Source organism: Pseudarthrobacter phenanthrenivorans, assembly GCF_000813845.1.
In the GTDB taxonomy this organism is placed as follows: Bacteria; Actinomycetota; Actinomycetes; order Actinomycetales; family Micrococcaceae; genus Arthrobacter; species Arthrobacter phenanthrenivorans_B.
Map to the genome: position 1 here is coordinate 114,289 of NZ_JWTB01000012.1, position 20,516 is coordinate 134,804.

At 65.5% G+C, this 20,516-nt stretch carries 22 protein-coding genes; 7 read left to right on the forward strand and 15 right to left on the reverse strand.

Annotated elements, in window-relative coordinates; all coding sequences use genetic code 11:
* The first annotated feature begins 54 nt into the window (after positions 1-54).
* Together RM50_RS06555 and RM50_RS06560 are read left to right on the forward strand one after the other, a co-directional pair.
* The gene (locus RM50_RS06555; protein ID WP_043451153.1) at positions 55-456 is read left to right on the forward strand and encodes a DUF4259 domain-containing protein; all 402 of its coding nucleotides are present in this window, start codon (positions 55-57) and stop codon (positions 454-456) included.
* A complete protein-coding gene (locus tag RM50_RS06560; RefSeq protein ID WP_052260004.1) occupies positions 453-851 on the forward strand; it encodes an STAS/SEC14 domain-containing protein in 399 nt (132 codons plus the stop codon). The genes RM50_RS06555 and RM50_RS06560 overlap by 4 nt, the downstream gene beginning before the upstream one ends.
* Here the strand turns inward: RM50_RS06560 and RM50_RS06565 are convergent.
* Both RM50_RS06565 and RM50_RS06570 read right to left on the reverse strand, forming a co-directional pair.
* Complete coding sequence (locus tag RM50_RS06565; protein ID WP_043451065.1) at positions 848-1,882, reverse strand: AAA family ATPase; 1,035 nt, start codon at positions 1,880-1,882, stop codon at positions 848-850. The genes RM50_RS06560 and RM50_RS06565 overlap by 4 nt on opposite strands.
* A 71-nt stretch (positions 1,883-1,953) precedes the next feature.
* Positions 1,954-2,133, reverse strand: a complete 180-nt coding sequence (locus RM50_RS06570; protein ID WP_043451067.1) for a hypothetical protein — start codon at positions 2,131-2,133, stop codon at positions 1,954-1,956.
* Positions 2,134-2,372: 239 nt separating this feature from the next.
* On the opposite strand from RM50_RS06570, the gene RM50_RS06575 reads away from it, so the two are divergent.
* Positions 2,373-3,296, forward strand: coding sequence for a phosphotransferase family protein (locus tag RM50_RS06575; RefSeq protein WP_043451069.1), 924 nt, complete (start codon positions 2,373-2,375; stop codon positions 3,294-3,296).
* Positions 3,297-3,364: 68 nt separating this feature from the next.
* On the opposite strand, the gene RM50_RS06580 is transcribed toward RM50_RS06575, so the two are convergent.
* The gene (locus tag RM50_RS06580; RefSeq protein WP_052260005.1) at positions 3,365-3,931 is read right to left on the reverse strand and encodes a hypothetical protein; all 567 of its coding nucleotides are present in this window, start codon (positions 3,929-3,931) and stop codon (positions 3,365-3,367) included.
* Positions 3,932-4,032: 101 nt separating this feature from the next.
* Between RM50_RS06580 and RM50_RS06585 the strand changes: the two genes are divergently transcribed.
* A complete protein-coding gene (locus RM50_RS06585; RefSeq protein WP_043451070.1) occupies positions 4,033-4,317 on the forward strand; it encodes a hypothetical protein in 285 nt (94 codons plus the stop codon).
* A gap of 247 nt (positions 4,318-4,564) precedes the next feature.
* Here the strand turns inward: RM50_RS06585 and RM50_RS06590 are convergent, their stop codons facing one another.
* From RM50_RS06590 to RM50_RS06610, 5 genes are read right to left on the reverse strand one after another with little or no spacing between them, the layout of a single operon-like run.
* Positions 4,565-5,767 carry a hypothetical protein gene (locus RM50_RS06590; RefSeq protein ID WP_052260006.1) on the reverse strand — a complete coding sequence of 401 codons (1,203 nt, stop codon included), beginning with the start codon at positions 5,765-5,767 and terminating at the stop codon, positions 4,565-4,567.
* Complete coding sequence (locus RM50_RS06595; RefSeq protein ID WP_052260007.1) at positions 5,761-7,050, reverse strand: glucarate dehydratase family protein; 1,290 nt, start codon at positions 7,048-7,050, stop codon at positions 5,761-5,763. The genes RM50_RS06590 and RM50_RS06595 overlap by 7 nt, the downstream gene beginning before the upstream one ends.
* Before the next feature lie 42 nt (positions 7,051-7,092).
* Complete coding sequence (locus RM50_RS06600) at positions 7,093-8,007, reverse strand: carbohydrate ABC transporter permease (RefSeq protein WP_043451071.1); 915 nt, start codon at positions 8,005-8,007, stop codon at positions 7,093-7,095.
* On the reverse strand, positions 8,004-8,954 hold the full coding sequence (locus tag RM50_RS06605) for a carbohydrate ABC transporter permease (RefSeq protein ID WP_043451073.1): 951 nt from the start codon (positions 8,952-8,954) through the stop codon (positions 8,004-8,006). Before RM50_RS06605 ends, RM50_RS06600 begins: the two co-directional genes overlap by 4 nt.
* Positions 8,951-10,282, reverse strand: a complete 1,332-nt coding sequence (locus RM50_RS06610; protein ID WP_043451074.1) for an ABC transporter substrate-binding protein — start codon at positions 10,280-10,282, stop codon at positions 8,951-8,953. The genes RM50_RS06605 and RM50_RS06610 overlap by 4 nt, the downstream gene beginning before the upstream one ends.
* 79 nt (positions 10,283-10,361) lie before the next feature.
* Between RM50_RS06610 and RM50_RS06615 the strand changes: the two genes are divergently transcribed.
* Both RM50_RS06615 and RM50_RS06620 read left to right on the forward strand, forming a co-directional pair.
* Positions 10,362-11,216: an NAD-dependent epimerase/dehydratase family protein gene (locus RM50_RS06615; RefSeq protein WP_276202733.1), complete on the forward strand. Its 855-nt coding sequence runs from the start codon at positions 10,362-10,364 to the stop codon at positions 11,214-11,216.
* A gap of 37 nt (positions 11,217-11,253) precedes the next feature.
* Positions 11,254-12,063, forward strand: coding sequence for an IclR family transcriptional regulator (locus RM50_RS06620; RefSeq protein ID WP_043451077.1), 810 nt, complete (start codon positions 11,254-11,256; stop codon positions 12,061-12,063).
* A gap of 16 nt (positions 12,064-12,079) precedes the next feature.
* Here RM50_RS06620 and RM50_RS06625 read toward each other — a convergent pair whose 3' ends face one another.
* The 6 genes from RM50_RS06625 to RM50_RS06650 all read right to left on the reverse strand — a co-directional run bounded on the left by RM50_RS06625 (position 12,080) and on the right by RM50_RS06650 (position 18,591).
* The gene (locus tag RM50_RS06625; RefSeq protein WP_052260009.1) at positions 12,080-12,598 is read right to left on the reverse strand and encodes a DUF2087 domain-containing protein; all 519 of its coding nucleotides are present in this window, start codon (positions 12,596-12,598) and stop codon (positions 12,080-12,082) included.
* Positions 12,599-12,690: 92 nt separating this feature from the next.
* Complete coding sequence (locus tag RM50_RS06630) at positions 12,691-14,211, reverse strand: glycoside hydrolase family 32 protein (RefSeq protein ID WP_043451080.1); 1,521 nt, start codon at positions 14,209-14,211, stop codon at positions 12,691-12,693.
* Positions 14,212-14,214: 3 nt separating this feature from the next.
* Positions 14,215-15,093 (reverse strand): carbohydrate ABC transporter permease, encoded by an 879-nt coding sequence (locus tag RM50_RS06635; protein ID WP_043451082.1) that lies wholly within the window; start codon positions 15,091-15,093, stop codon positions 14,215-14,217.
* Between the two features lies 1 nt (position 15,094).
* Positions 15,095-16,066, reverse strand: a complete 972-nt coding sequence (locus RM50_RS06640; RefSeq protein WP_043451084.1) for a carbohydrate ABC transporter permease — start codon at positions 16,064-16,066, stop codon at positions 15,095-15,097.
* Positions 16,067-16,132: 66 nt separating this feature from the next.
* Complete coding sequence (locus tag RM50_RS06645) at positions 16,133-17,425, reverse strand: sugar ABC transporter substrate-binding protein (protein ID WP_043451085.1); 1,293 nt, start codon at positions 17,423-17,425, stop codon at positions 16,133-16,135.
* A gap of 143 nt (positions 17,426-17,568) precedes the next feature.
* Positions 17,569-18,591 (reverse strand): LacI family DNA-binding transcriptional regulator, encoded by a 1,023-nt coding sequence (locus RM50_RS06650; RefSeq protein WP_043451087.1) that lies wholly within the window; start codon positions 18,589-18,591, stop codon positions 17,569-17,571.
* 175 nt (positions 18,592-18,766) lie between these two features.
* Between RM50_RS06650 and RM50_RS06655 the strand changes: the two genes are divergently transcribed.
* Positions 18,767-19,513, forward strand: coding sequence for a glycosyltransferase family 2 protein (locus RM50_RS06655; protein WP_043451089.1), 747 nt, complete (start codon positions 18,767-18,769; stop codon positions 19,511-19,513).
* A 4-nt stretch (positions 19,514-19,517) separates the two neighbouring features.
* Here RM50_RS06655 and RM50_RS06660 read toward each other — a convergent pair whose 3' ends face one another.
* Entirely contained in the window at positions 19,518-20,465 is a 948-nt protein-coding gene (locus RM50_RS06660) for an alpha/beta fold hydrolase (RefSeq protein WP_043451091.1), read from the reverse strand.
* Positions 20,466-20,516: the final 51 nt, after the last annotated feature.

A 20,516-nucleotide genomic window follows, 5' to 3' on the forward strand; every position in this document is an offset into this window, starting at 1 on the left:
ATCTTGTATCGTCTGGCATATTGGTGCCAGCAACCAGATACCGAAAGGGCAATGATGGGCGCATGGGGTTACCTGCCGTTTGAGAACGACGACGCGCTGGACTGGCTGGACGAACTCGAGGCCGGCGGTGCGGACGTCATCCGCAAGGCGCTTTCGCAGGTGAGTGACAGATACGTCGAGGCGCCGGAAGGGGCGGTTGCTGTCGCCGCCGCGGAAGTTGCCTCAGCCAGCCAGGGCAACCCACTGGGAGAGCTCCCGGAGAACGTCGCTGACTGGGTGACAGCCCACGGGGCGGAAATCACCCCCGAGGACGTGGAAATGGCGCTGGAAGCGGTCGAACGGGTTGCGGGGGAAAGGTCCGAGCTGGCCGAGCTGTGGGACGACGCCGACGAACCCGAGTGGCGGGAATCCCTCACAGACCTCGCAGAGAGGCTGCGCGGGTCGCTAACGGCATGAGCACGGTGGACATCAAAGGCAAAGGCACCATGGAATTGTCCAATGGCGTCCTTATCCTGCGCTGGAAGCGGGGGGCATACGTCGGCATTGACGTAGCGAGGGCCGCTCTTGAAGCGATCTCCGCCCTGGGGCGTGGCAACAGGCTGCCGATGCTGGTCGAAATCCAGGGTGTGACCCACTCGGCAGCCGCTCGAAAAGTCTTTCCTGACCCGTCCAGCGTCTCCCGTATGGCGCTCTTGGGCTCTTCTCCCGTGGATCGGGTGGTCGCCATGTTCCGCTTGCCTCTCCTGCCGGCCGGGTTTCCCATCCGGTATTTCACATCTGCGGACAAAGCAATGGCGTGGTTGCTTGAACCATCGGGGGAGCCGGGCGCTGAGCCGGGAAGCAGCCGCTAGACCAGCCAGCGCCACCAGCGCGGCTGCTCCGGTTCCGGCGTCGGTTCCGGCTCCGGCTCCTCGCCCAGGGCCAGTGCGGCCTCGACGATGTCGTCAGCGGTAAGCGTCATCACGGCCTCGCGGTCGAGCGCGTCCAGGCTCTGTTCCTCATCGCGCGACAACCGCAGCGCTTGGCGGTTGAGCGCCTGCTCGAATAAGGTGCGGGCGAACCGGGCGTTGCCGGAGTCTTCGCCCGCGTGGAGCCCGGTGAAGATACGGCGGAGCATGTGGTCCGCACCCGGCTCCAACATGTACTCGTGCTGGGCGAGCATCTGGTGGAAGATCGTCTGGAGTGCGTCCACGGAGTAATCGGGAAAGGTGATCTCCCGGGCAAAGCGGGAGCGCAGGCCGGGGTTCGAGAGCAGGAAGGACTCCATCAGCGCCGGGTAACCTGCCACGATCACCACCAGACGGTGCCGGTGGTCTTCCATCCGCTTCAGCAGGACCTCGATAGCCTCCGGGCCGAAATCCATCCGGCCGTCCTCGGGGGCCAACGCGTAGGCCTCATCGATGAACAGGACACCATCCAAGGCGCGCCGGATCACCCGGTCCGTCTTGATGGCGGTCTGGCCGACGTACTGCCCCACCAGGCCCGAACGGTCCACCTCGACCAGGTGGCCCTTCTGCAGCAGGCCGACTGCACGGTACATCTCGGCCAGGAGCCGAGCCACGGTGGTTTTGCCCGTGCCCGGGTTTCCGAGGAATACCAGATGCTGTGACGTGGCCACCTCCGGCAGGCCGTGCGCCTTACGGCGTGCCTGGACCTGGAGTAGTGCGACGAGGGCCCGGACCTGTTCCTTCACCGTTTCCAGCCCGACCAGCGCGTCGAGCTCGGCCTGCAGTTCGGACAGCGATCGGGCCGGTCCTGGCCTTGTACCGATAAGATCACCGACCAGGTCGTCCACCCGCTCCGAGCCGGGCAGCTTGAGCTGATCGGCCAGATGGCCGATGGTTTCGCGCAGGTCATCGAGCGGTTTTCGGCTGGCAGCCATGCAACCACTGTAGTACCCGACGCCCGGCCGTGGGGGAGTCGGCGCAAGGTTCCCGCGACGTAGGGGTCTTCTCAGGAGGCGCCCAGCGACGTTTGGGATTCCCTCTCATCGGCCCCTTGGATTTTCCGGCTCCTGACGTCCGCAGGCGGCCGTCGGCGGGTTTTGGCCAAGGCAACCAGCAAGGTCAGGATGGTGCCCATCCAGGCAAGCCCGGTGAGGAACACCAGGCAGATCGCCGCTAAGGGGTGCATGGCGAAAGTCTAGGACTGAAGGACTGGGAGAAACGGGTGAAACTCCGCACTGTCAGCTCGAAAATATAAGCTCCTAACGGGTGGTTGGTCCCAGGATGCGGAAAGGGTGCGCCCCGTTCGCTGAGCGCACCCTTTCGATTCCCCTCGCAGTCGCATCCCCATCCGACTGGATCCATCATAAGCATGCTTAGCATGTGTCGCGCAAGCACCTGAAGGCCGTCCGCTCCTAAAATGGATGGGTGAACCTTTCGCATCTCGGTGCACCGATCGGGCCGATGACTCGGGTCCACGGCGGCTTCGCCAACCGGATGTACCGGCTCGATACCGACCAGGGGTCGTTCGCCGTGAAGGAGCTGAACCTTCACGACCGCCGTTGGACGTATCGGGTTGAGGACGTGTTCAGGTTTGAGCGGGCCGCCTTCGCTGCCGGCATTCCGATGCCGGAGCCGGTCTCGGCCAGCCACTCCACGCTCGTCCACCGATGGGTGGAAGGTGAGACGGTGCCCGAAGCGCCGGTGTCCGCGGCGTATGCCTTTGAAATCGGTGAGGTCCTCGCCCGTATCCATGCGCTCGACGTCCCGTGGACCTCGACGCCGTTCGAGGACCACGCGCCACGGGATTGGTCCGAGCTCGCGGCGCGGGCGGCGGCGACCGGACAGCCGTGGGCAGACGGGCTGGCCTCCCAGGTGGGGACCTTCGACGCGATTGCCCATTTCGTCGACGCCTGCGAACGGCCAGGCCCCGTCGTGCTGACCCACAGGGACATCCAACCGTGGAACCTGCTGGCCCGGGAGGGCCGGCCCGTGGTGCTCGACTGGGAGCTCGCCGGGATGCTCGACCTGTCCGGCGAGCTCGGTTCCACCGCGCTGGGCCTCGCGAAAGGACCTGGCGTCGATGACATCAGGCCCGGCATCTTCCGCTCCGTCCTTGACGGCTACGTGGCGGGGGGTGGAGTGCTGCCGCGGCCAGGTCCAAGCTGGTTCGTGTACATGATCGGCGGTTGGCTGGGGCATATGCGGTGGAATATCCTGCGGTGCCTCGCCGGTGTCGAGGCGCCCACCGGTCCTTCGCTCGCGCTGTCGCACGAGTCTGTGTGCAACGGAGTGACCGGCCTCGCGGCCCTGTTCGGCCGACTTCCGGAGTTGGAGGGCCTGCTCGACTGACACCTGCCTCCATGCGCGGGACAGGTCGTTCGATGCGCTCCTTGGGAAGATGGGCAGCCAAGCGGGAGTCAGCTGCCGGTCAACAGTACTCCGCCCACTGCTCCCGTCCACGGTGTTTCGTCGGACTGGGGCAGGGATAGGTGCGCGGAAACATAGCCCTGCTGAAGGGTGATGATTTCTGACGCGGTTCCCGGGCAGTCCACGGTGAGCTCGACGGGCCAGAGCGTGACAGTGGGATTCTCCTGACGGATGAAGATCTTGGCGTTGGGGGCGCCTATGCAGGCGGCAGTGACCGTGTATCGGCCTGCCTCGGACACCTTTTCCTTGCCGCCGAAGCCCCGCTCAGGGCCGTCCAGTGGGCCCTGCTCGAGGAGGAGGGTCGGCCCCGGCACGGCCCCCAGAAGGTCCTTGAGGTCCTGGTAGTTCCGCTCCCCGCGGCCAAGGACCTGGGGGTCGGGAGGTTGCCTGGGGGTCACCGTCATGGGGTGCGCTTCAGTTGTGGCTGTGTCGTCGGGCCCAGCTGTCGGTGTATGTGCCGGGTCCGGGTAGTCGTAGGCACATCCGGTTGTTCCCGTCAGCGGAACCAGCAGGCACAGGGTCAGTGCGACGCCGGTCCGGATGCCTTTTGTTCCCACGCCTCCATGGTCCCCATGCCCTCCCTTTGAAGCAACCATCCGCTTAGGACACGCCCGCTTTTGTCCGCGGTCCCGTTGGCGCCCGGGAGGACGATGGAGGCATGACGGCTCCTACGGTGGAAGCGGCGATCCATGAATTACTGGATCTCGCCTGGAATGTTGTCTACGACCTGCTCGAGGAGCGGGGGCTGCTCGGTGACGGATTGTTCGTTGAGGAGTTCACTGGCATCCATTCCTGGCTGGACGGCCCTGCCAGGTACACCATCGTCCATTCGCAAACGGTAGCTGTGCTTTTTGTGGACACGCGGCCCGTGGATGCCATCGCCTTCCACCACGACCTGCTGGGAGCCGATAATCCCGCAGGCTACTTCACGGTGCCCGGCTGAATACCCGCCTGCCTGTCTGGGGTGGTTATGGCAGACCCCGTGCAGGGCGCCGTCTGGAACAGAAGGATGGGCCGGCGGCGGTTTGGGGGGCTGCATCCCCGGTCTCCCGGATGCGGTGCCGCCGGCCCTGTCCTCTTTGGTAAGGCCCCGCCCCAGCGGCGGGATCTTGCCTCTAAGGTAGGCCGCATTCCTAAACGCGAGCCCACATTCGCCGCAACTTTGGCTCAAGACTAGCCGTGGATTCAGGTCACTTCCCAGCCTCACCCCGCACGATGTTAACGGCTTCGGACAGGGCGGCCAGCCGCCGGTTCGACGCCAGCCCCAGGTGATACACGTGCAGTTCGCCCGCGCCAGCCCCAGCCAAGGTGCCCCATTCACGGGCCAAAGTGCCGCCGTCGGACGCTTTCGGCGGCAACGCGAGCACATAGGCGCCCACGCGGACATCGTAGGCGCCCGCCATGGCTTCCACCGTCCCGGCGGCCTCGTGCGCGCCACCCCAGCAGGGCACGACGGCGGTCACGTCGCGCAGGTGCCTCCGAAAATGGCTCCTGCCAACCGCCTCAAAGGGGACGAACGGACCCGTGCTCCACGGATCCGGTGTGGTGTGGATGGAGACCCGGGGAAAAGACCCAGTGGCCTGGATGACTGCCAGGCATTCATCCAGAAGCATCGCCGTGGCATCCCATCGGGCATCCAGCAGCGGAAGGAAATCCTGGGCTCCCGACGCAAAAGCCGGCGTCATGGCCGGATCCTCGGCGTGCAGGACCGCCAGTTTCACCTGATGCTGGTATTCCCCGGGAGGAAGCCCCCGGGACTCATAGCCGTCTTTGCAGGCATCGCAAAAACACAGCGACAGCAGGGCCTGGACCCAAGGCGAATACTCTGCGCCCTCGGTTTTCTCGTGCCGGTTCTGGTGGCTGAAACCCAACGGGCCCGCCGCCTCGAGAATCAGTCCGTCCGGCTGTCCCAGCTCCAGGACCTGGCGGACCAGGCCGGCGGCGTAGGACCGGACCTGAGGCTGGGAGGGGCACAACGCGTACCTGTAGGCTTCGCCGAAGGCATTGCGGACGCACAGGTCGGGGTTGTTTCCGCCCGCGGCACTGGAGTGCGTTAACACCGTCCAGGCGTCCACGGGCAGACCTGCCGCCTGGAGGGCGGTTGCCGCCTCACCGAATGCGTTCGTCGTCCCGGTCCACTCCGCGCCGCTGCCCGGCGCCAGCCGCAGGCCAGCGAAGGCCTGGCCCGGGGGCACATAAAGTGCTGCGGAGCGGGCGTCCACCACCCGGCGGCCGGGATGCCGGGGGGTTCCAGCCCGCACCGAATGGTAAGCGGCGGCAAGCGCCACACGGTCCACGCCGGTGTCCCTGACCCAGGCCACCGCATCCGGGTCGCCCAGCACGTCCCAGGGATAGAGATAGCCGGTAACCTGCAGCGGCCGTGCAGCTACCACCGGGGGAGGGCGGCCGTGAAATCCGGGACAAAACGCTGCATGTAGCCAGTGTCGTCCCGGGCCGTCATGCGGGCGTCCAGGTACTGCTGGTGAAGTTCGGCCAGCTTCTCCCGGTCCAGTTCCACGCCAAGGCCGGTGCCGGCGGGTACCCGGACGCTGCCGTCAATGAACTTCAGGGCGCCGGGCTTGACCACGTCGTTATGTCCGTTCCAGGGATAGTGTGTGTCGCAGGCGTAGGTCAGGGCGGGTGTGGCCGCGGCAACGTGGACCATGGCAGCGAGGCTGATGCCGAGGTGGGAGTTGGAATGCATGGACAGTCCTATGCCGAAGGTTTCGCAGATGGCGCCCAGTTCCCGGGTGTGGCGGAGGCCGCCCCAGTAGTGGTGGTCGCCCAGGATGACCTGGACGGAACCGAGTTCCACACTTTTCTTGATGTGCTCGAAGGCCACGACGCACATGTTGGTGGCGAGGGGCATGGGGGCGGCAGCCGCAACCTGGCCCATACCCTCCAGGCCCGGCGTCGGATCTTCCAGGTACTCAAGCAGGCCCGCAGTTTCGGCTGCCACCCACGCGGACGTCTCCACCGTCCATGCGGTGTTGGGGTCCAGCCGGAGGGGAAGGTCCGGAAATGCTTCCCGCAAAGCGCGGATTGCTTCGATTTCCTGGGCCGGCGGAAAGACTCCGCCCTTCAGTTTGATGGATTTGAACCCAAACTCGCGGATCATGCGCTGTGCCTGGCCGACGATGCCCTCCGGGTCAAGCGCCTCCCCCCAGCCATCGGTAATGGCCGGTCGTCCATCGAGTGCGGGATGTTCGGCCCACTTATAGAAGAGGTAGGCGCTGAAGGGAACCTCGTCACGTACCGTTCCGCCCAGCAGTTCGCTGACGGTGCGGCCGGTTGCGTGCCCCTGGATGTCCAGGGCGGCGACTTCGAAGGCGGAGAAGACGGCTGCCCGTTCGAAGGCGGAGAGGTTTGGGTCCAGTGCCTTGTTGATGAGTTGTTCCATCCTGGAGGTCTCAAAGACGCTGATGCCTTTGATGGCGTTGGCGCCGGCGGCAAGGTTGTCCAGGCGGCTTTGGCCGCCGGCGCATTCGCCCAGGCCCAGGAGCCCGTTGGCGGTGCGGAGTTCGATAACCACCCGGTGCACCAGGGGCTCATGGACTCCGACGGCGTTCAGCAGCGGCGGATCGGAAAAGGCGATGGGAGTGATGGTGACGTCGGTTATGGCCAGGTCAGCCGCGGTGGCTGCTGCGGCGGCAGGAATAGTGGAACTGGTTTTCATGAGAGTTCTTTCGTGGTGGGGCTGGGGGAGGCCTGGCCGTCCCTAGCCCTTGGTGGCGCCCGAGGTGATGCCGCGGATCATGGAGCGTTGCAGGAAGAGGTACACCAGGAGGCTGGGGATCATGGCCATCAGTGCTCCGGCCAACAGCACGCCGGGTCCGACGGTGGTGTCATTGCGGAGTACCGACAATGCCACGGTGAGTGTGTAGTCGCCGGGATCATTGGCCGCGATGAGGGGGAGGAGGTACTGGTCCCAGACCATCATGAATCCGAAGATCCCGATCACACCCAGCGCCGGCTTGCACAGTGGCAGGATGATGGTGAACAGCATGCGGAATTCACCCACGCCGTCAAGACGGGCTGCCTCCTCGATTTCTGCGGGAATCTCCTTCATGAATTCGCTCATGATGAAGATGGAGAATCCCCAGATGCCTACGGGCAGGATGACGGCGAGGACTGTTCCCCGCAGGCTGATGCCCAGCAGCGGGAGGTCGCCCAGCACCAGGGACAGCGGGATTCCGATGATTTCCTCGGGCAGCATCATGGTCATCAGGACCAATAGGAGGACCAGGGCCTGTCCCCGGAATTTTTTGCGGCTGAGGCTGTAGGCGGCGAATACGGAGACGGTCATTTGGAGCAGGAGTCCGCCGCCGGCGACCACCAGCGAGTTCAGCAAGTAGCCCCAAAGACCTTGTTGCTGCGCTGCCTGGAAGTTCTGCAGCGTAAAAGTTTTGGGGAGCAGTGATATCTCAGTCGGGCTGGAATTCCGGTCAAAGGCGCCGGAGATGACGGCCATAAACGGCAGGGCGAAGATGCAGAACACCAGGGCGCAGAGGAGGACGCGCAGGACCATGTTGGGCCCGAAGCGGGGGGACCAGCCCAGGGCGGTGTCGAACCTGGCGCCGGCGGATGACGGCCTGCCTGCGCGCGGGTTCTTTCGGGTCAGTGTCTGGCTCATCGTGCTGCCTTCCTCTTGGCCAGGAGTTGGGTTCCGACGGTCAGGAGCAAGGTGACCACCAGAAGCAGGACTGCGGCAGCGGAGGCTACGCCAATATCGTTCCGCTGGAAGCCCAGGGAGTACATGCGGGTCATCCATACCTCTGTTGAGCCGGCCGGCCCGCCGCCTGTCAGCACGTACACTTCCGTGAAGCTGCGCAGGCTGCGGATGGCGGCCAGGGTCAGGACGATCACCAGCGAGGGACGGAGGGCGGGCAGGGTGATGTACCGCAGGCGCTGCCAGATTGTGGCCCCGTCTACTCCCGCGGACTCGTACAGGGAGCGGTCCACCCCGGTCAGCCCGGCGAGGATAATCACCATGTTGTAGGGTGCACCGCTCCAGATACCCACGACGGCGATGGACCAGAGTGCCGTGTCCGTGCCGTTGAGGAACTGCAGCGGACCGAGTCCCAGCCACCCAAGGATGCTGTTGAGGGGTCCGTCAGGGGTGGGGAAGTAGAGGAGCCGCCAGATTTCGCCGACCACGGCCAGGGCTGTGACCACGGGAAGGAAGATGGTGGTGCGGAGGATCCACAGCGACCGTGCCTGCCCTTCGAGGAGCAGCGCCAGGAGAAAGCCGACCACCAGTGCGCCGAGCGTTTGGGTGACACCCAGGACCACCGTGTGTCCGAGGGCCTCCATGAAGCGCGCATCGGTCAGCACGGCAACGTAGTTGTCGAGGCCGACGAAGACGTCTCCCAGGAACGGTTGGACCTTGAAGAAGCTCAGCCGGATGCCTTCGGCCATGGGGATGAATTTAAAGTAGAGACCGAGGACGGCGGCCGGCACCAGGAAGAGCCAGACGGCCAGGGCCTGTTTCGTGTTGCGGCGCCTGCCGCGGGTGGGCGCCGTCCCCGTCTCCGGCCCCGCGGCCAGCAGGCCTGCCGGTTTCGTTGGCGTTGCGGTCATGACGTGGCGTTCTGGCTTGTCAGTTCGTGGGTGATGGCCGAGTCAAGGTCCTTCAGGCCTGACGCCACGTTGTCCGCCGCGCAGTCCGAGAAGATCTTGTTCAGGGCTTCGGCGGCAGCCTGCTTGACCGGCACGAAGTTGATCGCCGAAGGGAAGGATTTCGACGAGTTCTTCAGGGCGTCCTGGACAACGGTCCACCGGGGATCGTTGTAGACCGCGGCAGCATCGACGTCGGAGTTCACGGGCACGCGGACAACCGGCTGCTTGCCGGCGGTCATGCCGGCTTTTTGTCCGTCGGCGGACACCAGGTAGTCAATAACCTTCCTGGTCTGGTCTTTTTTGCCATTGGTGGCCGTGACGTAGATGTTTTCGCCTTCGGCCAGGACAGTGTTGTCCACCGAACCTTTGGGGGCTTCGATGACTTCGTACTTGTCCTTGCCAAGCGCCGTGTCAAAGGAGGAGAAGTTGTAGGGGCCGGTGAGGATGATGCCGGTCTTTCCGGTCTGGAAGAAGGGTGAAGCGGCACTGGTGGCCGCCGTCAGTGCGCCGGGCTGCGTATTGCCGGGTGTGCAGAACTGTTGCTTGATCCAGGTAACGCCTTGCTGGGTTTCACTGCTGCTGGCGGCGGCGGTGTACTTTCCGTTGCCGTTGTTTTTCAGGTAGGCGCCGCCGTCCTGCCAAAGGTACGAAGAGGCCCACCAGCCCAGATATCCGCGTTCGGTGGATCCCGGTACGGTCATACCGAAGGTGTCCGCCTGCCCATTGCCGTCAGGGTCCTTGGTGGCGAATGCGGTGGCCAGCGCGGCGAGGTCGTCCTGTGTTTTCGGAACCGGAAGCCCCAGCTTTTCCCGCCAGTCCTTCCTGATCATAGTCACCATGGTCTGGCGTGAGAATGGAATGCCGTACGTAGCCCCATCCTGGCCCACCGTCTCAGTCCACAATGAGTCGGCGATCTTGTCGCCGCCGGACACCGATGACCTGTCCACTTTCTGCAGATAGCCCTGGGACGTGTAGTTGCCCAGTGCCGCGGAGTCGTTGATCACAATATCCGGCAGCTTCTTTGATGCGGCCCTGGTCTGCAGCTGCTGGTCGAGGTCCGGGACGCCCTGGAAGTTGACCGGGACGCCTGTTTTCGCGGTGAACTCCTTGAACAGCGCCGCGTACGTAGTTGAGGCGTCTGTGCCGGCACGCGCCCAGACCTCGATGGGTTGGCCGTCGTCCTTGGCAGCAGGTGCTGACGCCCCACTGCCGCAGCCTGTCAGCAGGGCGGCTGAGGTGGCTGCCACCGCCAGAACTGTCCGGGAGCGCGCCTTGAACTTCGAATCCACTTTGATTCTCCTTTTTACATATATAAACAGCTGCTACTATGTGAAACGTACTTCACGAGCGTATGATTAGCATCACAGGGTGTCAACCATTGGAGGAAGAGTGCCGGCAGCACCGAAAGCACGCGCGATCGCCATAACGGGTGGCGCCGGGATGATGGCCACCTTGCTGCGGCCCTACCTTGCCGCGGCGGGATACGAGGTGCGCCTTCTGGACCTGGTGGAGGCCCGGGACCCTGGGCCCACCGAAGTAGCCATGGTTGGGTCGGTAACCGATCCGGACTTCATGAACGACTCCCTGCGCGGCGTCTCCGGACTCGTCCATCTGGGCGGCCTCCACCGGGAGATGAACTGGATGGACATTGCCGCCACCAACATCACCGGCACCCAGGTAGCCCTCGAAGCAGCGAGGTGCAACGGCGTCGAACGCGTCCTGCTGGCCAGCTCCACGCACGCGGTGGGGTTCCACAACCTCTCGGATGCTGCGGTGGATGGGGTGCTCGCGCCACGGCCGGATACCTACTACGGCGTCAGCAAGGTGGCCGTTGAAGCATTGGGCAGCCTGTACGCGGACAAATACCGCATGAAGGTGGTCAGCGCCCGGATAGGAACCGGCGGCGCACGCCCGGGCAATTCAAGGACCCTGGGCTCCTGGCTCTCCCCGGCGGATTCATTCAGGCTCGTTGAGGCGGCGTTGAACGACCTCGGCGCCCCGGGCCATCACGTGGTGTGGGCTGTTTCAGCCAATACCCGTGGCTGGGCGAACCTTGAGGCCGGAAGGCGGATCGGGTACGACCCTCAGGACGACGCGGAGCTCTACGCCGACGGAATCGATACTTCCGGGGAGGATGCTGAAACGGGCCTCCTTGGCGGGTTTTGGGCCAGCGATGGCCATAGGGTAGGTATGGACAACTACCCGCACCTGGCCGCGAAGTGAGCTGCTGCAGTCCGGTGTGGCGAAAGGGGGAGCGGTAATGGCACCGGTGGATGTACAGGCCGGCACGCGGGGCGAAGCGCCCGGGGACGTCAAACTGGTCAAGTCCGCAGAGCGGACCATCGCCATCCTTGAGCTCCTGGCGTCCGCCCCGCAGCCGCTGACCACTGCCGAGATCTTCAAGCAGACAGGGTATCCGCGCTCCAGCCTGCACTGGCTGCTGCTGACGCTCCTGGAGCTTAACTGGATCGAGCAGACACCGGAGGGCGCTTACAGGATAGGCACGCATGCCCTGCTGTGCGGTACGGCCTACCTGGACAGGGATCCGGTCATGGAGCACGTTTCGGCCATCCTGGAGAAGGTCCGCAACGCCACTACCTTCACCACCCACTACGCGCGCATCGACCGGTCGGACGTCATCTACCTTGCAACGCGGCAGGCCGTGGACCGGCGCCGGCTGTCCTCACGGGTGGGACGCAAACTGCCGGCCCAGGTGACGGCATTGGGCAAAGCCATCCTCGCCGAGTATACGGACGCCGAGGTCCGGCAGCGCATTGGCGATGGTCCCTATGCCCGGCTGACCCCGAACAGCGTCCCCGATTTCACGGCGCTCCAGGCCGAGCTGGCTGACTTTCGGAAGACTGGCCATGCCATTGAATGGGAGCAGAATACAGTGGGCCTGTGCTGCGTGAGCGTCGTGGTTCCGTACCGCATCCCAGGCACCGACGCCATGAGCTGCTCCATGCCGGTGGAACTTGCCACCGAGGGAGTCATCGCGGAGACCGTCGAGACGCTCCACTCCGCAGCGGGTGAGCTGGCCCGGACCCTTCGCGCGGCCGGTATCCGCTGACCGGACCACACCGACGCTACTCCGCCAGCGAGTATGAGGAACCTGAAGCCGTGCGCCGCAGCAGGCCGAAGTCCACCAGATAGCGGCGCAGCAGCACCACATCGTCGGTATAACTGAGGAGCCGTTCGTTGACCTGCCTCTCAGTAAGCCGTTCCCCGGGCGACATTACCTCGCCCGCGATCCTGGCCAGGAGCGCCCGCCGTTCCGCGGCGTTCGCCGGGTACTGTTCAATCCGGCCCAGCCGCAGGAACCTGTCCAGGCCGGTGCGCGGCTGCCGCCGGGGCTGCTGGGCGAGCAGGTCCCGGAAGACCGCGTCCGCAGCCAGCAGGCCGCCGCGCCCATCCTCTTCCACAAGACCGGACTCGAGCAGGGCGGCGAACGCCTTGTTCCGCCGGTGCTCCTTGACCCCGGCCAGGACGTCGGGCGGGGCGGTTCCCAGCACTATCTGCGCATAGGCGGTTCTCGCATCGGCGTTGCCGAGGGTCGCCAGCACCCGGCGCCAGTGCGGGCCGCCCATTCTCCTGCCTCCGGCCATGCCGCTCCTTCCCGTGCCGCCGTCCCGGCGTCTGGCACCGTGATCTGCGGGGAGATCGTAGTCCTGATGGTCGGGTTCGGGAAGTGCAGGGATCAGGGCCCGACGACGTCGAATCCCACGAGGTGCGCGCCCTCACCCTGGGCGAAGATCGCAAGCGCCGTGGCCGCCCCGGACGGGAACACCAGGTCCGTGATGGTGGCGAGCCCGTCCTGGGCGAAGACCTCCACGGAGCAGCGGTCAAGGAAGACCTGCAGCCGGAGGCGGCCGTCGCGGAGCGGTACCGCCACGGTTTCCACCGAAGGGAACGCACCGTGGAAATCAACCTGCCCCGACTCCCGGCGGTCCAGACTCAGGGTTCCCAGGGCCACGTCGTAGCTGATCAGGGTCCGTTCAGCCCCGGACATCCGCACCATCAGCCCCACCCTCCCAGCGGTACCCGGTTGGAACTCCACGTCGATCCGCGCCACCTCCGCTGGTCCCGCGACCGGCAGAACTCCTGCGGCCAGCGCCTGCGGGCCCAGCCGCACCCAGGGGGAGCCCGTCCCGGTAAACGGGTCGACGGCGTGCTGCCGAAGTACCGGCATGCCGCCCACCCGGGTCAGCGAGACTTCCCGCGGCAGCGACATGGCGCTCCGCCAGCCTCCGGTGGGCGTGGCAGCGGCGTAGTCCCAGTTGTTCATCCACCCGATCATGATGCGGCGTCCGTCCGGCACGTTGCTGAATGATACTGCCGCATAGTAGTCCCGGCCCCAGTCCAGCCAGCCGTACTCGCGCATGCGCGAGCCGTCCTCCTGGAGCCCCTCGGTGACGGTCGATCCGGACCGGAACACCTCGCCGTCGAACTCTCCGATAAAGTACTGTCCTGCGGAGCCGCCGGCGATGCCTCCCGGGTTGATGTTCACCACAAGGACCCACCGCGTGTCTGCCGGGTCGCCGTCGATGGGCAGCTCGAAGAGGTCCGGGCACTCCCAGACCCCGCCCGTAGCGTTGGCTGGCCCGAAGGTGCTCAGGAACTCCCAGGCCTTGAGATCGGCCGACTTGTACAGCACCACCTGCCGCTGGACCGCCTCCACGGCGACCATCACCCAGTAACTCCCTGCGCCGCCGTCGTACCAAAAAACCTTGGGGTCCCGGAACTCCGCCGACGCCCGGTCCAGGACGGGATTGCCGTGGTACTTCGTCCACGTCCTGCCCTCGTCCAGGCTGTAGGCGAGGGACTGCGCCTGGCGGCCTGCCAGCGGTGAGGCGTCGCTGTAGGCACTGGTGTAGATGGCGACGAGCGGCGGAATGTCTGGCGTGCCCAGGCCGCTGGTGTTGTACCTGTCAAACACCGCCGAGCCGGAAAAAATGGCCTCCTGGTCGTCACAGGGGATGGCGACCGGCTGCTCGTCCCAGTACAGCAGGTCCTGCGACGTGGCGTGGCCCCAGGACATGTTGCCCCAGTCGGCGCCGTAGGGGTTGTGCTGGTAGAAGAGGTGGTAGGTGCCGTTGAGGTAAATGAGCCCGTTGGGATCGTTGAGCCAGTTGCGCCGGGCCGAGAAGTGCCACTGGGGCCGGAAACGGTCCGTCCCGGCAACTGCCGGGGCGTCGGCCGCCGTCGTAAGTGAAGCCATGGGTCAGCCCTTCACGCCGCTGGAGGCGATGCTGTTGACGAATGAACGCTGGAACGCGATGAAGAGCACCACCACAGGGACGGTGATGAGGGACGCGTACGCCATCACCTCGCCCCAGGAAACGTTCAGCTGGAAGAAGTACTGGATGCCGATCATGACGGGCCGCAGCTCCTCGGACTGGACCACCATGAGCGGCCAGAGGTAGGAGTTCCACGCCGGCAGGAAGGTCAGGATGGCCACCGTCGCGGTCGCGGGACCTGCCAGAGGCATCACCACTTGGCGATAGATCTTGAACCAGCCGGCACCGTCGATCCGCGCGGCCTCATCCAGTTCTTTGGGAATGGATTCGAAGTACTGGTGGAACAGGTAGATGGAGAAGGCGTTGGCGATGAACGGGATGATCTGGACCTGGTAGGTGTCCAGCCAGCCCTTGGAGAATTCGAGGCTGAAGCCGTTCAGCTCGAAATAGGGGAGCTGGTTGACCCACCACACCAGCGGCAGGGCGAGGGTCTGGAACGGAACAATCAGGGTGGCCAGGATCGTGGTGAACACGATCTTCCTGCCGCGCACCTGCATGCGGGACAGCGCGAAGGCGCACAGGCTGTTGACGAAGATCCCCAGGACCACGGTGACGGCGGAGACGCCCACGGAATTGAGGAGGAAGCGGGCGGCCGGGACCCGGTCGAAGACGGCGGCGTAGTTGTCGAAGGAGATGTTGCCGACCGGCAGGAACGCGGCGAGTGAGGACATGTCGCCGAAGATCTGCTGGTCCGGCTTCAGTGAGGACACCAGCATGAAGACGATGGGGAAGGCGGCGGTGACGGCGAAGAGGAGGCGCACCAGCATGGTGCCGGCGTTCTTGAGGAGCAGTTGGTTTTTCATGTCAGTCTTTCTCCCGGGTGAGGTGGCGCTGCACCGCGGAGACGATCAGTACCAGGACGAAGAACACCAGTGATATGGCGGAGGCGTAGGACGTTTCCTGCTGCCGGTAGCCGGAGCGGACGGCCTCGTAGACGATGGTGGTGGTCGAATCCATCGGCCCGCCCTGCGTCATCACGCTGATCTGGTCGAACAGTCCCAGTGCCTGGATGGTGATGGTGACCAGCACCAGGCTGCGGGTGTGGAAGAGGCCCGGCCAGGTGACGTACCGGAACTGCTGCCACCGGCTGGTTCCGTCCAGCTGTGATGCCTCGTACAGCTCGCCCGAGATGCCCTGCAGCCCGGCCAGCCAGATGATCATGTGGAAGCCCGCCGCCTGCCAGATGGACAGGACAATGATGGCCGGCATCGCGGTGTTCGGGTCGCCCAGCCAGTCCGGTCCGCTGACCAGGCCGAAGCTGACGGTGGAGAGGATTTCGTTGATGAGGCCGTCCTTGCGGTACATGAACAGCCACAGCAGTGAAACGACCACCATGGAGGTGACCACCGGCAGGAAGTAGACGGTGCGGAAGAAATTCACGCCGCGGAACTTCTTGTTGATCAGCAGCGCCATCACCAGGGCGAGGCCGGACTGCACCGGGACGATCACCACGGTGAAGTAGGCGACGTTGAGCAGGGCGCGGTAGAACGTGGGGTCGGTGAAGAGCCTCGCGAAGTTGTCCAGTCCCACGAATTCAATGGGACGGGGTGAGATGAGCCTGGCGTTGGTGAAGGCCAGACCGAAGCCCAGGATCGCGGGGATGAAGACAAAGGCCAGCAGGAGCACTGCTGCGGGGGCAATCATGCCCCAGCCGCTGAGCTGCTCGCGGCGGAAACCGGGACGGCGCCGTGCGCTGTTTGTGGCGTCCGACGGCGGCGGGGCGGCGTGCTGAGTGTCCGGAACGCGGGGACGGGTGGGGAGGGGAACAGTTGCCATGGGAATCTCCGATGATCGGGCGTGGGAGCCCCGCACGGGCTGGGTGCAGGGCTCCCACGGTTCCGGCTATTTCTGGTAGCCGCCGTTGGACTTGATGTTGGCGTCGATCGCCTTCACGGCCTTGTCCAGGGTGGACTTGGCGTCGGCTCCGTTGAGGATGTCCTGGGTGGCCTTCCCGAATTCGGTGGCGATGAAGGGGTAGGCGGGGGTTTCGGGCCTCATCACGGCGTACTCGCGGGAGAAGTCCATGAAGATCCGGTTGGCACCGCCCTCGGCGAAGGCCGGGATCTGGGCGGCCGCCTCGTTACTGGCAGGAATGGCGCCGGTGGCCTTGGCCACTGCGGCGACGTTTTCCGGCTTCAGCGAATAGGTCAGGTAGTCCATGGCCGCTTCGGAGTTGCTGCAGCCGCTGGTCACGCCCCACTGCCAGGACGCGCCCCCGATCTTGGGGCCCTTGCCCAGGTCCACCGGCGGCATGACCACCAGGTCATCGCCGAGAGCTGCCTTGGCCTTGTCCGCCGCCCAGGATCCGGTGTACACGATCGCGCTCTTGTTGTTCAGGAAATCCTGGGTGGAATCCTTGCCGCTCTTCTTGGCCATGAAGCCCTGGTCTGCCAGTCCGCGGAACCAGTCCGCCCACTGCACAGCCTTGTCACCGTTCAGCACGCCCTCCGCGCTCTGGAAACCGTCCCGGTTCACCAGGTCGCCGCCGAAGGACTGCAGGAAGGGGGAGTATGCATAGGGAAGCCATTCGCCGGTCCCGGCGGTGCCCAGGTCCAGGGGGTAATCCCATTTGCCCAGGGCCTTGAGCTTGGTGAGGGCGTCCTGGAACTCTTCCCTGGTCCAGGGCTGTTCGATGGTGGCGGCCCGGACCCCGGCGGCCTTCAGGTCCGAGGCGCGGGCCATCATGGCCAGGGCCACGTCGTAGTAGCCAACCGCGTAGGCCTTTCCATCCCATTGAGCCACGGTGCTGGGCAGCTGCTTGGAAAGGTCCGCCCCCAGTGCGAGGGGTTTAAGGTAGCCGGCCCACGCCCAGTTGGGAACGTTCGGGCCGTCGATGTCCACGAGGCAGGGCAGCTTGCCGGCCGCAGCCGCGGATACCACCGAGTCGTTGTACGAGTCCTGGGGGAAGGCCTGGACCTTGATCTTCACCTTGTCCTGGCTGCCGTTGTAGGAATCCACGATCTTCTGGACGGCGGCCAGCTCATCGGGGTTTCCGGCGTTGTGGGTCCACAGGGCAATTTCGCCGGATCCTTCCGTGGAGGAGGAGGCGCTGCCCTTGCCGCAACCGGCGAGGCTGGCGGTGAGGGCGGCGGCAGCTATGCTGGTCGCCAGGATCTTCGTGAACTTCTTGTTCATGGGTCAGTCTTTCTGCTTGGACAGCGGGGATTGATGGAGGGTCCTGCAGGGAACGCGGCCGCTGCAACGGCTGCGTTCCCGTTTTAGTTGGGACAGTGATGGTGTGGCGCGTGGCGTCTGCCCGTCGGTGACTGCCCGGGGTATCAGTCCCGGGGAGGGGCGACCGAATCCCGGGCCACGAGCGGGCAGTCGATGGTTTCGCGGACCCGGGGAGTCTGCGGATCCTCGAGCTCGGCGAGCAGCTGGAGGACAGCCCACCGGCCCATCTCGTAGTGGGGGAGCGCCATGGTGGACAGGCCTGGCCACAGGCTGCCGGAGATAAGCTCAAGGTTGTCGACGCCGACGACGGAGAGGTCGTCGGGGATCGTCAGGCCAAGGTGGCCGGCGGCCTGGTAGGCACCCATGGCCATCTGGTCGTTGAAGCAGAACAGCGCTGTGGGCCGGTCCGCTTGGGACAGCAGCCGGAATGCTGCGTCCCTGCCTCCTCCCGCGCTGGGGTGCCCGGTGGCCAGCCGGCCATCCGCCAGGTCCAGGCCATGGTGCTCCAGCCCGGCCCGGAAACCTGCCAGCCTTCCATGCGCGGCGGGAATGTCGTCTTCATTGTTGATCATGGCAATCCTGCGGTGGCCTGCCGCTGCGAGGAGCTTTGCTGCGGATTCACCGGCGCCAAACTCGTCCGGCACCACCGAGGAGAACCGGGGATCGTCCGTAGCCGCATCCAGCACCACAGTGGGAAGGCCATCGAGCTCGCCCGGCACGGAAATCGGCTGGTGGAACATGCGGGCATAGATGACGCCGTCCACCTGGTGCTGCTGCAGGGCACGGATCTCCTGGCGCTCAAGTTCGTTGTCGAGGCCTGAGTTGACCACCATGAGCAGGTGTCCGTGCTCGGAGGCGGCGTCCTGGGCGCCCTGGATCATGGCGCCGGCGAAAGGGGTGGTGGTGATTTCGTCGCTGACCAGGCCCAGGATCCGGGAGCGCTGGTTGCGCAGCCCGCTGGCCAGGCGGTTGGGGGCGTAGCCGAGTTCTTCGGCCACCGCCTTGATGTGCTCAACGGTGCGTGCGTTGACCCGTGAGCTGTGGGTGTCGCTCAGGGCATGCGACACGGTGGTTACGGAGACGCCGGCCGCTTTCGCCACGTCCCTGATGTTTACCTTGGTCGCCATCGACTGCATCCCTTTGCAAAACGTTTTGTATGTTGTGTGCATCACTATAGGCAAAACGTTTTGCAGGTGTCAAGGGTGGGCCGTGACGCCGTGAATGATGCATAAAATGCCGCGCACCCTCAAGACTGGGCAGAAACAGTGCCGGCATGGCGCAGGCGCCGGTAGGCTGCCCGGTATGGATGCCGCCACGCCGATCTCCGTCGTCATACCGACGCACAACGATGCCGGCGAGCTGAGGGCATGCCTGGCCCTCCTGGCTGCGCAGACCAGGCCCGCTGACGAAATCATCGTGGTGGACAACTCCAGTACGGACGATACCGCTGCCGTCTGCGCCGCCGCGGGCGTCCATCGCCTCCCGGTGCATCTGCAGGGCATCCCGGCAACGGCCGCCGCCGGGTTCGATGCGGCAGCGGGTGCAATCATCGCCAGGCTGGACACCGACTCCCGCCCGCCCGTGGACTGGCTGGAGCGCATCGAGCGGACCCTCGCGGCCGCCCCGCCCCTCACTGCCGTGACCGGGCCGGGGGTCTTTCGCGGCGGGAACGCCCCGGCGCGGCTGGCCGGCCGGTGCCTGCTGCAGGGCGGCTACTTCGGCCTGATTGGCTACCTGCTGGGGCATCCTCCCGTTTACGGATCGAACTTCGCGCTCCGGCGGGAAGTGTGGGCCGGCATCCGGGCGGATGTGGTCCGGGACAACGCGCTGGTCCACGACGACCTGGACATCTCCTACCGGCTCCGGCCGGACATGGACGTGATCTACGATCCAGCGCTGAAGGTGGGCGTCTCCGCGCGCCCCTTTACCAGCTGGGCCGCTTTCCGGCACCGGCTTGTGCTGTCGGTCGTCACGTTCCGTGTCGAATTCCACTACCAACCACCCCTGCGCCGCCGGCGCGAACGTTCCCGCTGGCGGCTGCAACCCTGAGCGGTTACCCCTCCTCCGCCTTGGCGTAGAGGGCCAGGAGGTCGCGGCTGAACTCGTGCGGTGACGTTTCACAGGGGCTGTGGCCACCCCGGTAGACACCGATCCGGGCCCGGATGGCCTGGGCGAACAGGCGGTGCAGTTGAAGCGGCCACAGGTCGTGCTCGCCCACTGCAACAAACTTGGGCAGGGGTGCCTCCGCCAGCTGCTGCCTGACATCCGGAACTTCCTGCATCAGGGTGTAGATGTCGCGCACGGATTCCCGCCGCGTGAAGCGGAACCGGTGGTCCACGAACCGCTGCCGCCCCGCAGGTACGTGGGCTACCCTGCCGCTCCGGATCCCCCAGATCAGCAGGGCGGCGCCGGCCCTGCCGTTCACCCAGGTGCTGAAGCGGCCGATGCGGCTGACGCCCCTGAAGCTGTGCCCCGTCTCCGGCGGGCAGCTGAGCAGGGTCAGGGACCTGAAGAGCTCCGGCCGTTCCAGGTACGCCAGCTGCGCGATGATGCCTGCGAAGGAATAGCCCACCACGTGCACAGGGGTGGTGGTGGATTCCAGGACCGCCAGGAAGTCGTCCACGAACAGCCGGTAATCGTAGTGCTTCCGGGGAGGGACCAGGTTCTCCGGTCCCGCTGCCGCTGATTGGTACTGGCCTGCCAGGTCGTAGCTCAGAACAAAGTAGCCCGCGTCCGCGAGGTCGGGCATCATGAGCGAAAAGTCCTCTTTGGAACCTGTGGCACCCGGTACAAGGACGACGCCGGGATCGTGGGGGTTGCCCAGCGACATGGCGGCGAGTTTCCCGCTGGGAACGTCGATGGTGCGGTGGGCCGCGCCCGGCGGCGGCAAGAACCAGTCGACGTCGCCCAACTGGGCGTCCAGCAGTGCGGCGGCGTCGACGAGGGCGGAACCGAACTCGTCGGGGTTGACCCCGTATTCCGCCTGGTCCGGATCCGCCATGGTCCCAACATAGTCCACGTTGACCTCCGCCGGAGCGGGCAGCCTGCCCGG

Excerpts from the sequence above, each read along its gene's own strand:
- RM50_RS06555 (WP_043451153.1), top strand. The coding sequence starts at position 55 with ATGGGCGCATGGGGTTACCTGCCGTTTGAGAACGACGACGCGCTGGAC.
- RM50_RS06560 (WP_052260004.1), top strand. The coding sequence starts at position 453 with ATGAGCACGGTGGACATCAAAGGCAAAGGCACCATGGAATTGTCCAAT.
- RM50_RS06565 (WP_043451065.1), bottom strand. The coding sequence starts at position 1,882 with ATGGCTGCCAGCCGAAAACCGCTCGATGACCTGCGCGAAACCATCGGC.
- RM50_RS06570 (WP_043451067.1), bottom strand. The coding sequence starts at position 2,133 with ATGCACCCCTTAGCGGCGATCTGCCTGGTGTTCCTCACCGGGCTTGCC.
- RM50_RS06585 (WP_043451070.1), top strand. The coding sequence starts at position 4,033 with ATGACGGCTCCTACGGTGGAAGCGGCGATCCATGAATTACTGGATCTC.
- RM50_RS06595 (WP_052260007.1), bottom strand. The coding sequence starts at position 7,050 with ATGAAAACCAGTTCCACTATTCCTGCCGCCGCAGCAGCCACCGCGGCT.
- RM50_RS06600 (WP_043451071.1), bottom strand. The coding sequence starts at position 8,007 with ATGAGCCAGACACTGACCCGAAAGAACCCGCGCGCAGGCAGGCCGTCA.
- RM50_RS06605 (WP_043451073.1), bottom strand. The coding sequence starts at position 8,954 with ATGACCGCAACGCCAACGAAACCGGCAGGCCTGCTGGCCGCGGGGCCG.
- RM50_RS06620 (WP_043451077.1), top strand. The coding sequence starts at position 11,254 with ATGGCACCGGTGGATGTACAGGCCGGCACGCGGGGCGAAGCGCCCGGG.
- RM50_RS06625 (WP_052260009.1), bottom strand. The coding sequence starts at position 12,598 with ATGGCCGGAGGCAGGAGAATGGGCGGCCCGCACTGGCGCCGGGTGCTG.
- RM50_RS06630 (WP_043451080.1), bottom strand. The coding sequence starts at position 14,211 with ATGGCTTCACTTACGACGGCGGCCGACGCCCCGGCAGTTGCCGGGACG.
- RM50_RS06635 (WP_043451082.1), bottom strand. The coding sequence starts at position 15,093 with ATGAAAAACCAACTGCTCCTCAAGAACGCCGGCACCATGCTGGTGCGC.
- RM50_RS06640 (WP_043451084.1), bottom strand. The coding sequence starts at position 16,066 with ATGGCAACTGTTCCCCTCCCCACCCGTCCCCGCGTTCCGGACACTCAG.
- RM50_RS06645 (WP_043451085.1), bottom strand. The coding sequence starts at position 17,425 with ATGAACAAGAAGTTCACGAAGATCCTGGCGACCAGCATAGCTGCCGCC.
- RM50_RS06650 (WP_043451087.1), bottom strand. The coding sequence starts at position 18,591 with ATGGCGACCAAGGTAAACATCAGGGACGTGGCGAAAGCGGCCGGCGTC.
- RM50_RS06655 (WP_043451089.1), top strand. The coding sequence starts at position 18,767 with ATGGATGCCGCCACGCCGATCTCCGTCGTCATACCGACGCACAACGAT.
- RM50_RS06660 (WP_043451091.1), bottom strand. The coding sequence starts at position 20,465 with ATGGCGGATCCGGACCAGGCGGAATACGGGGTCAACCCCGACGAGTTC.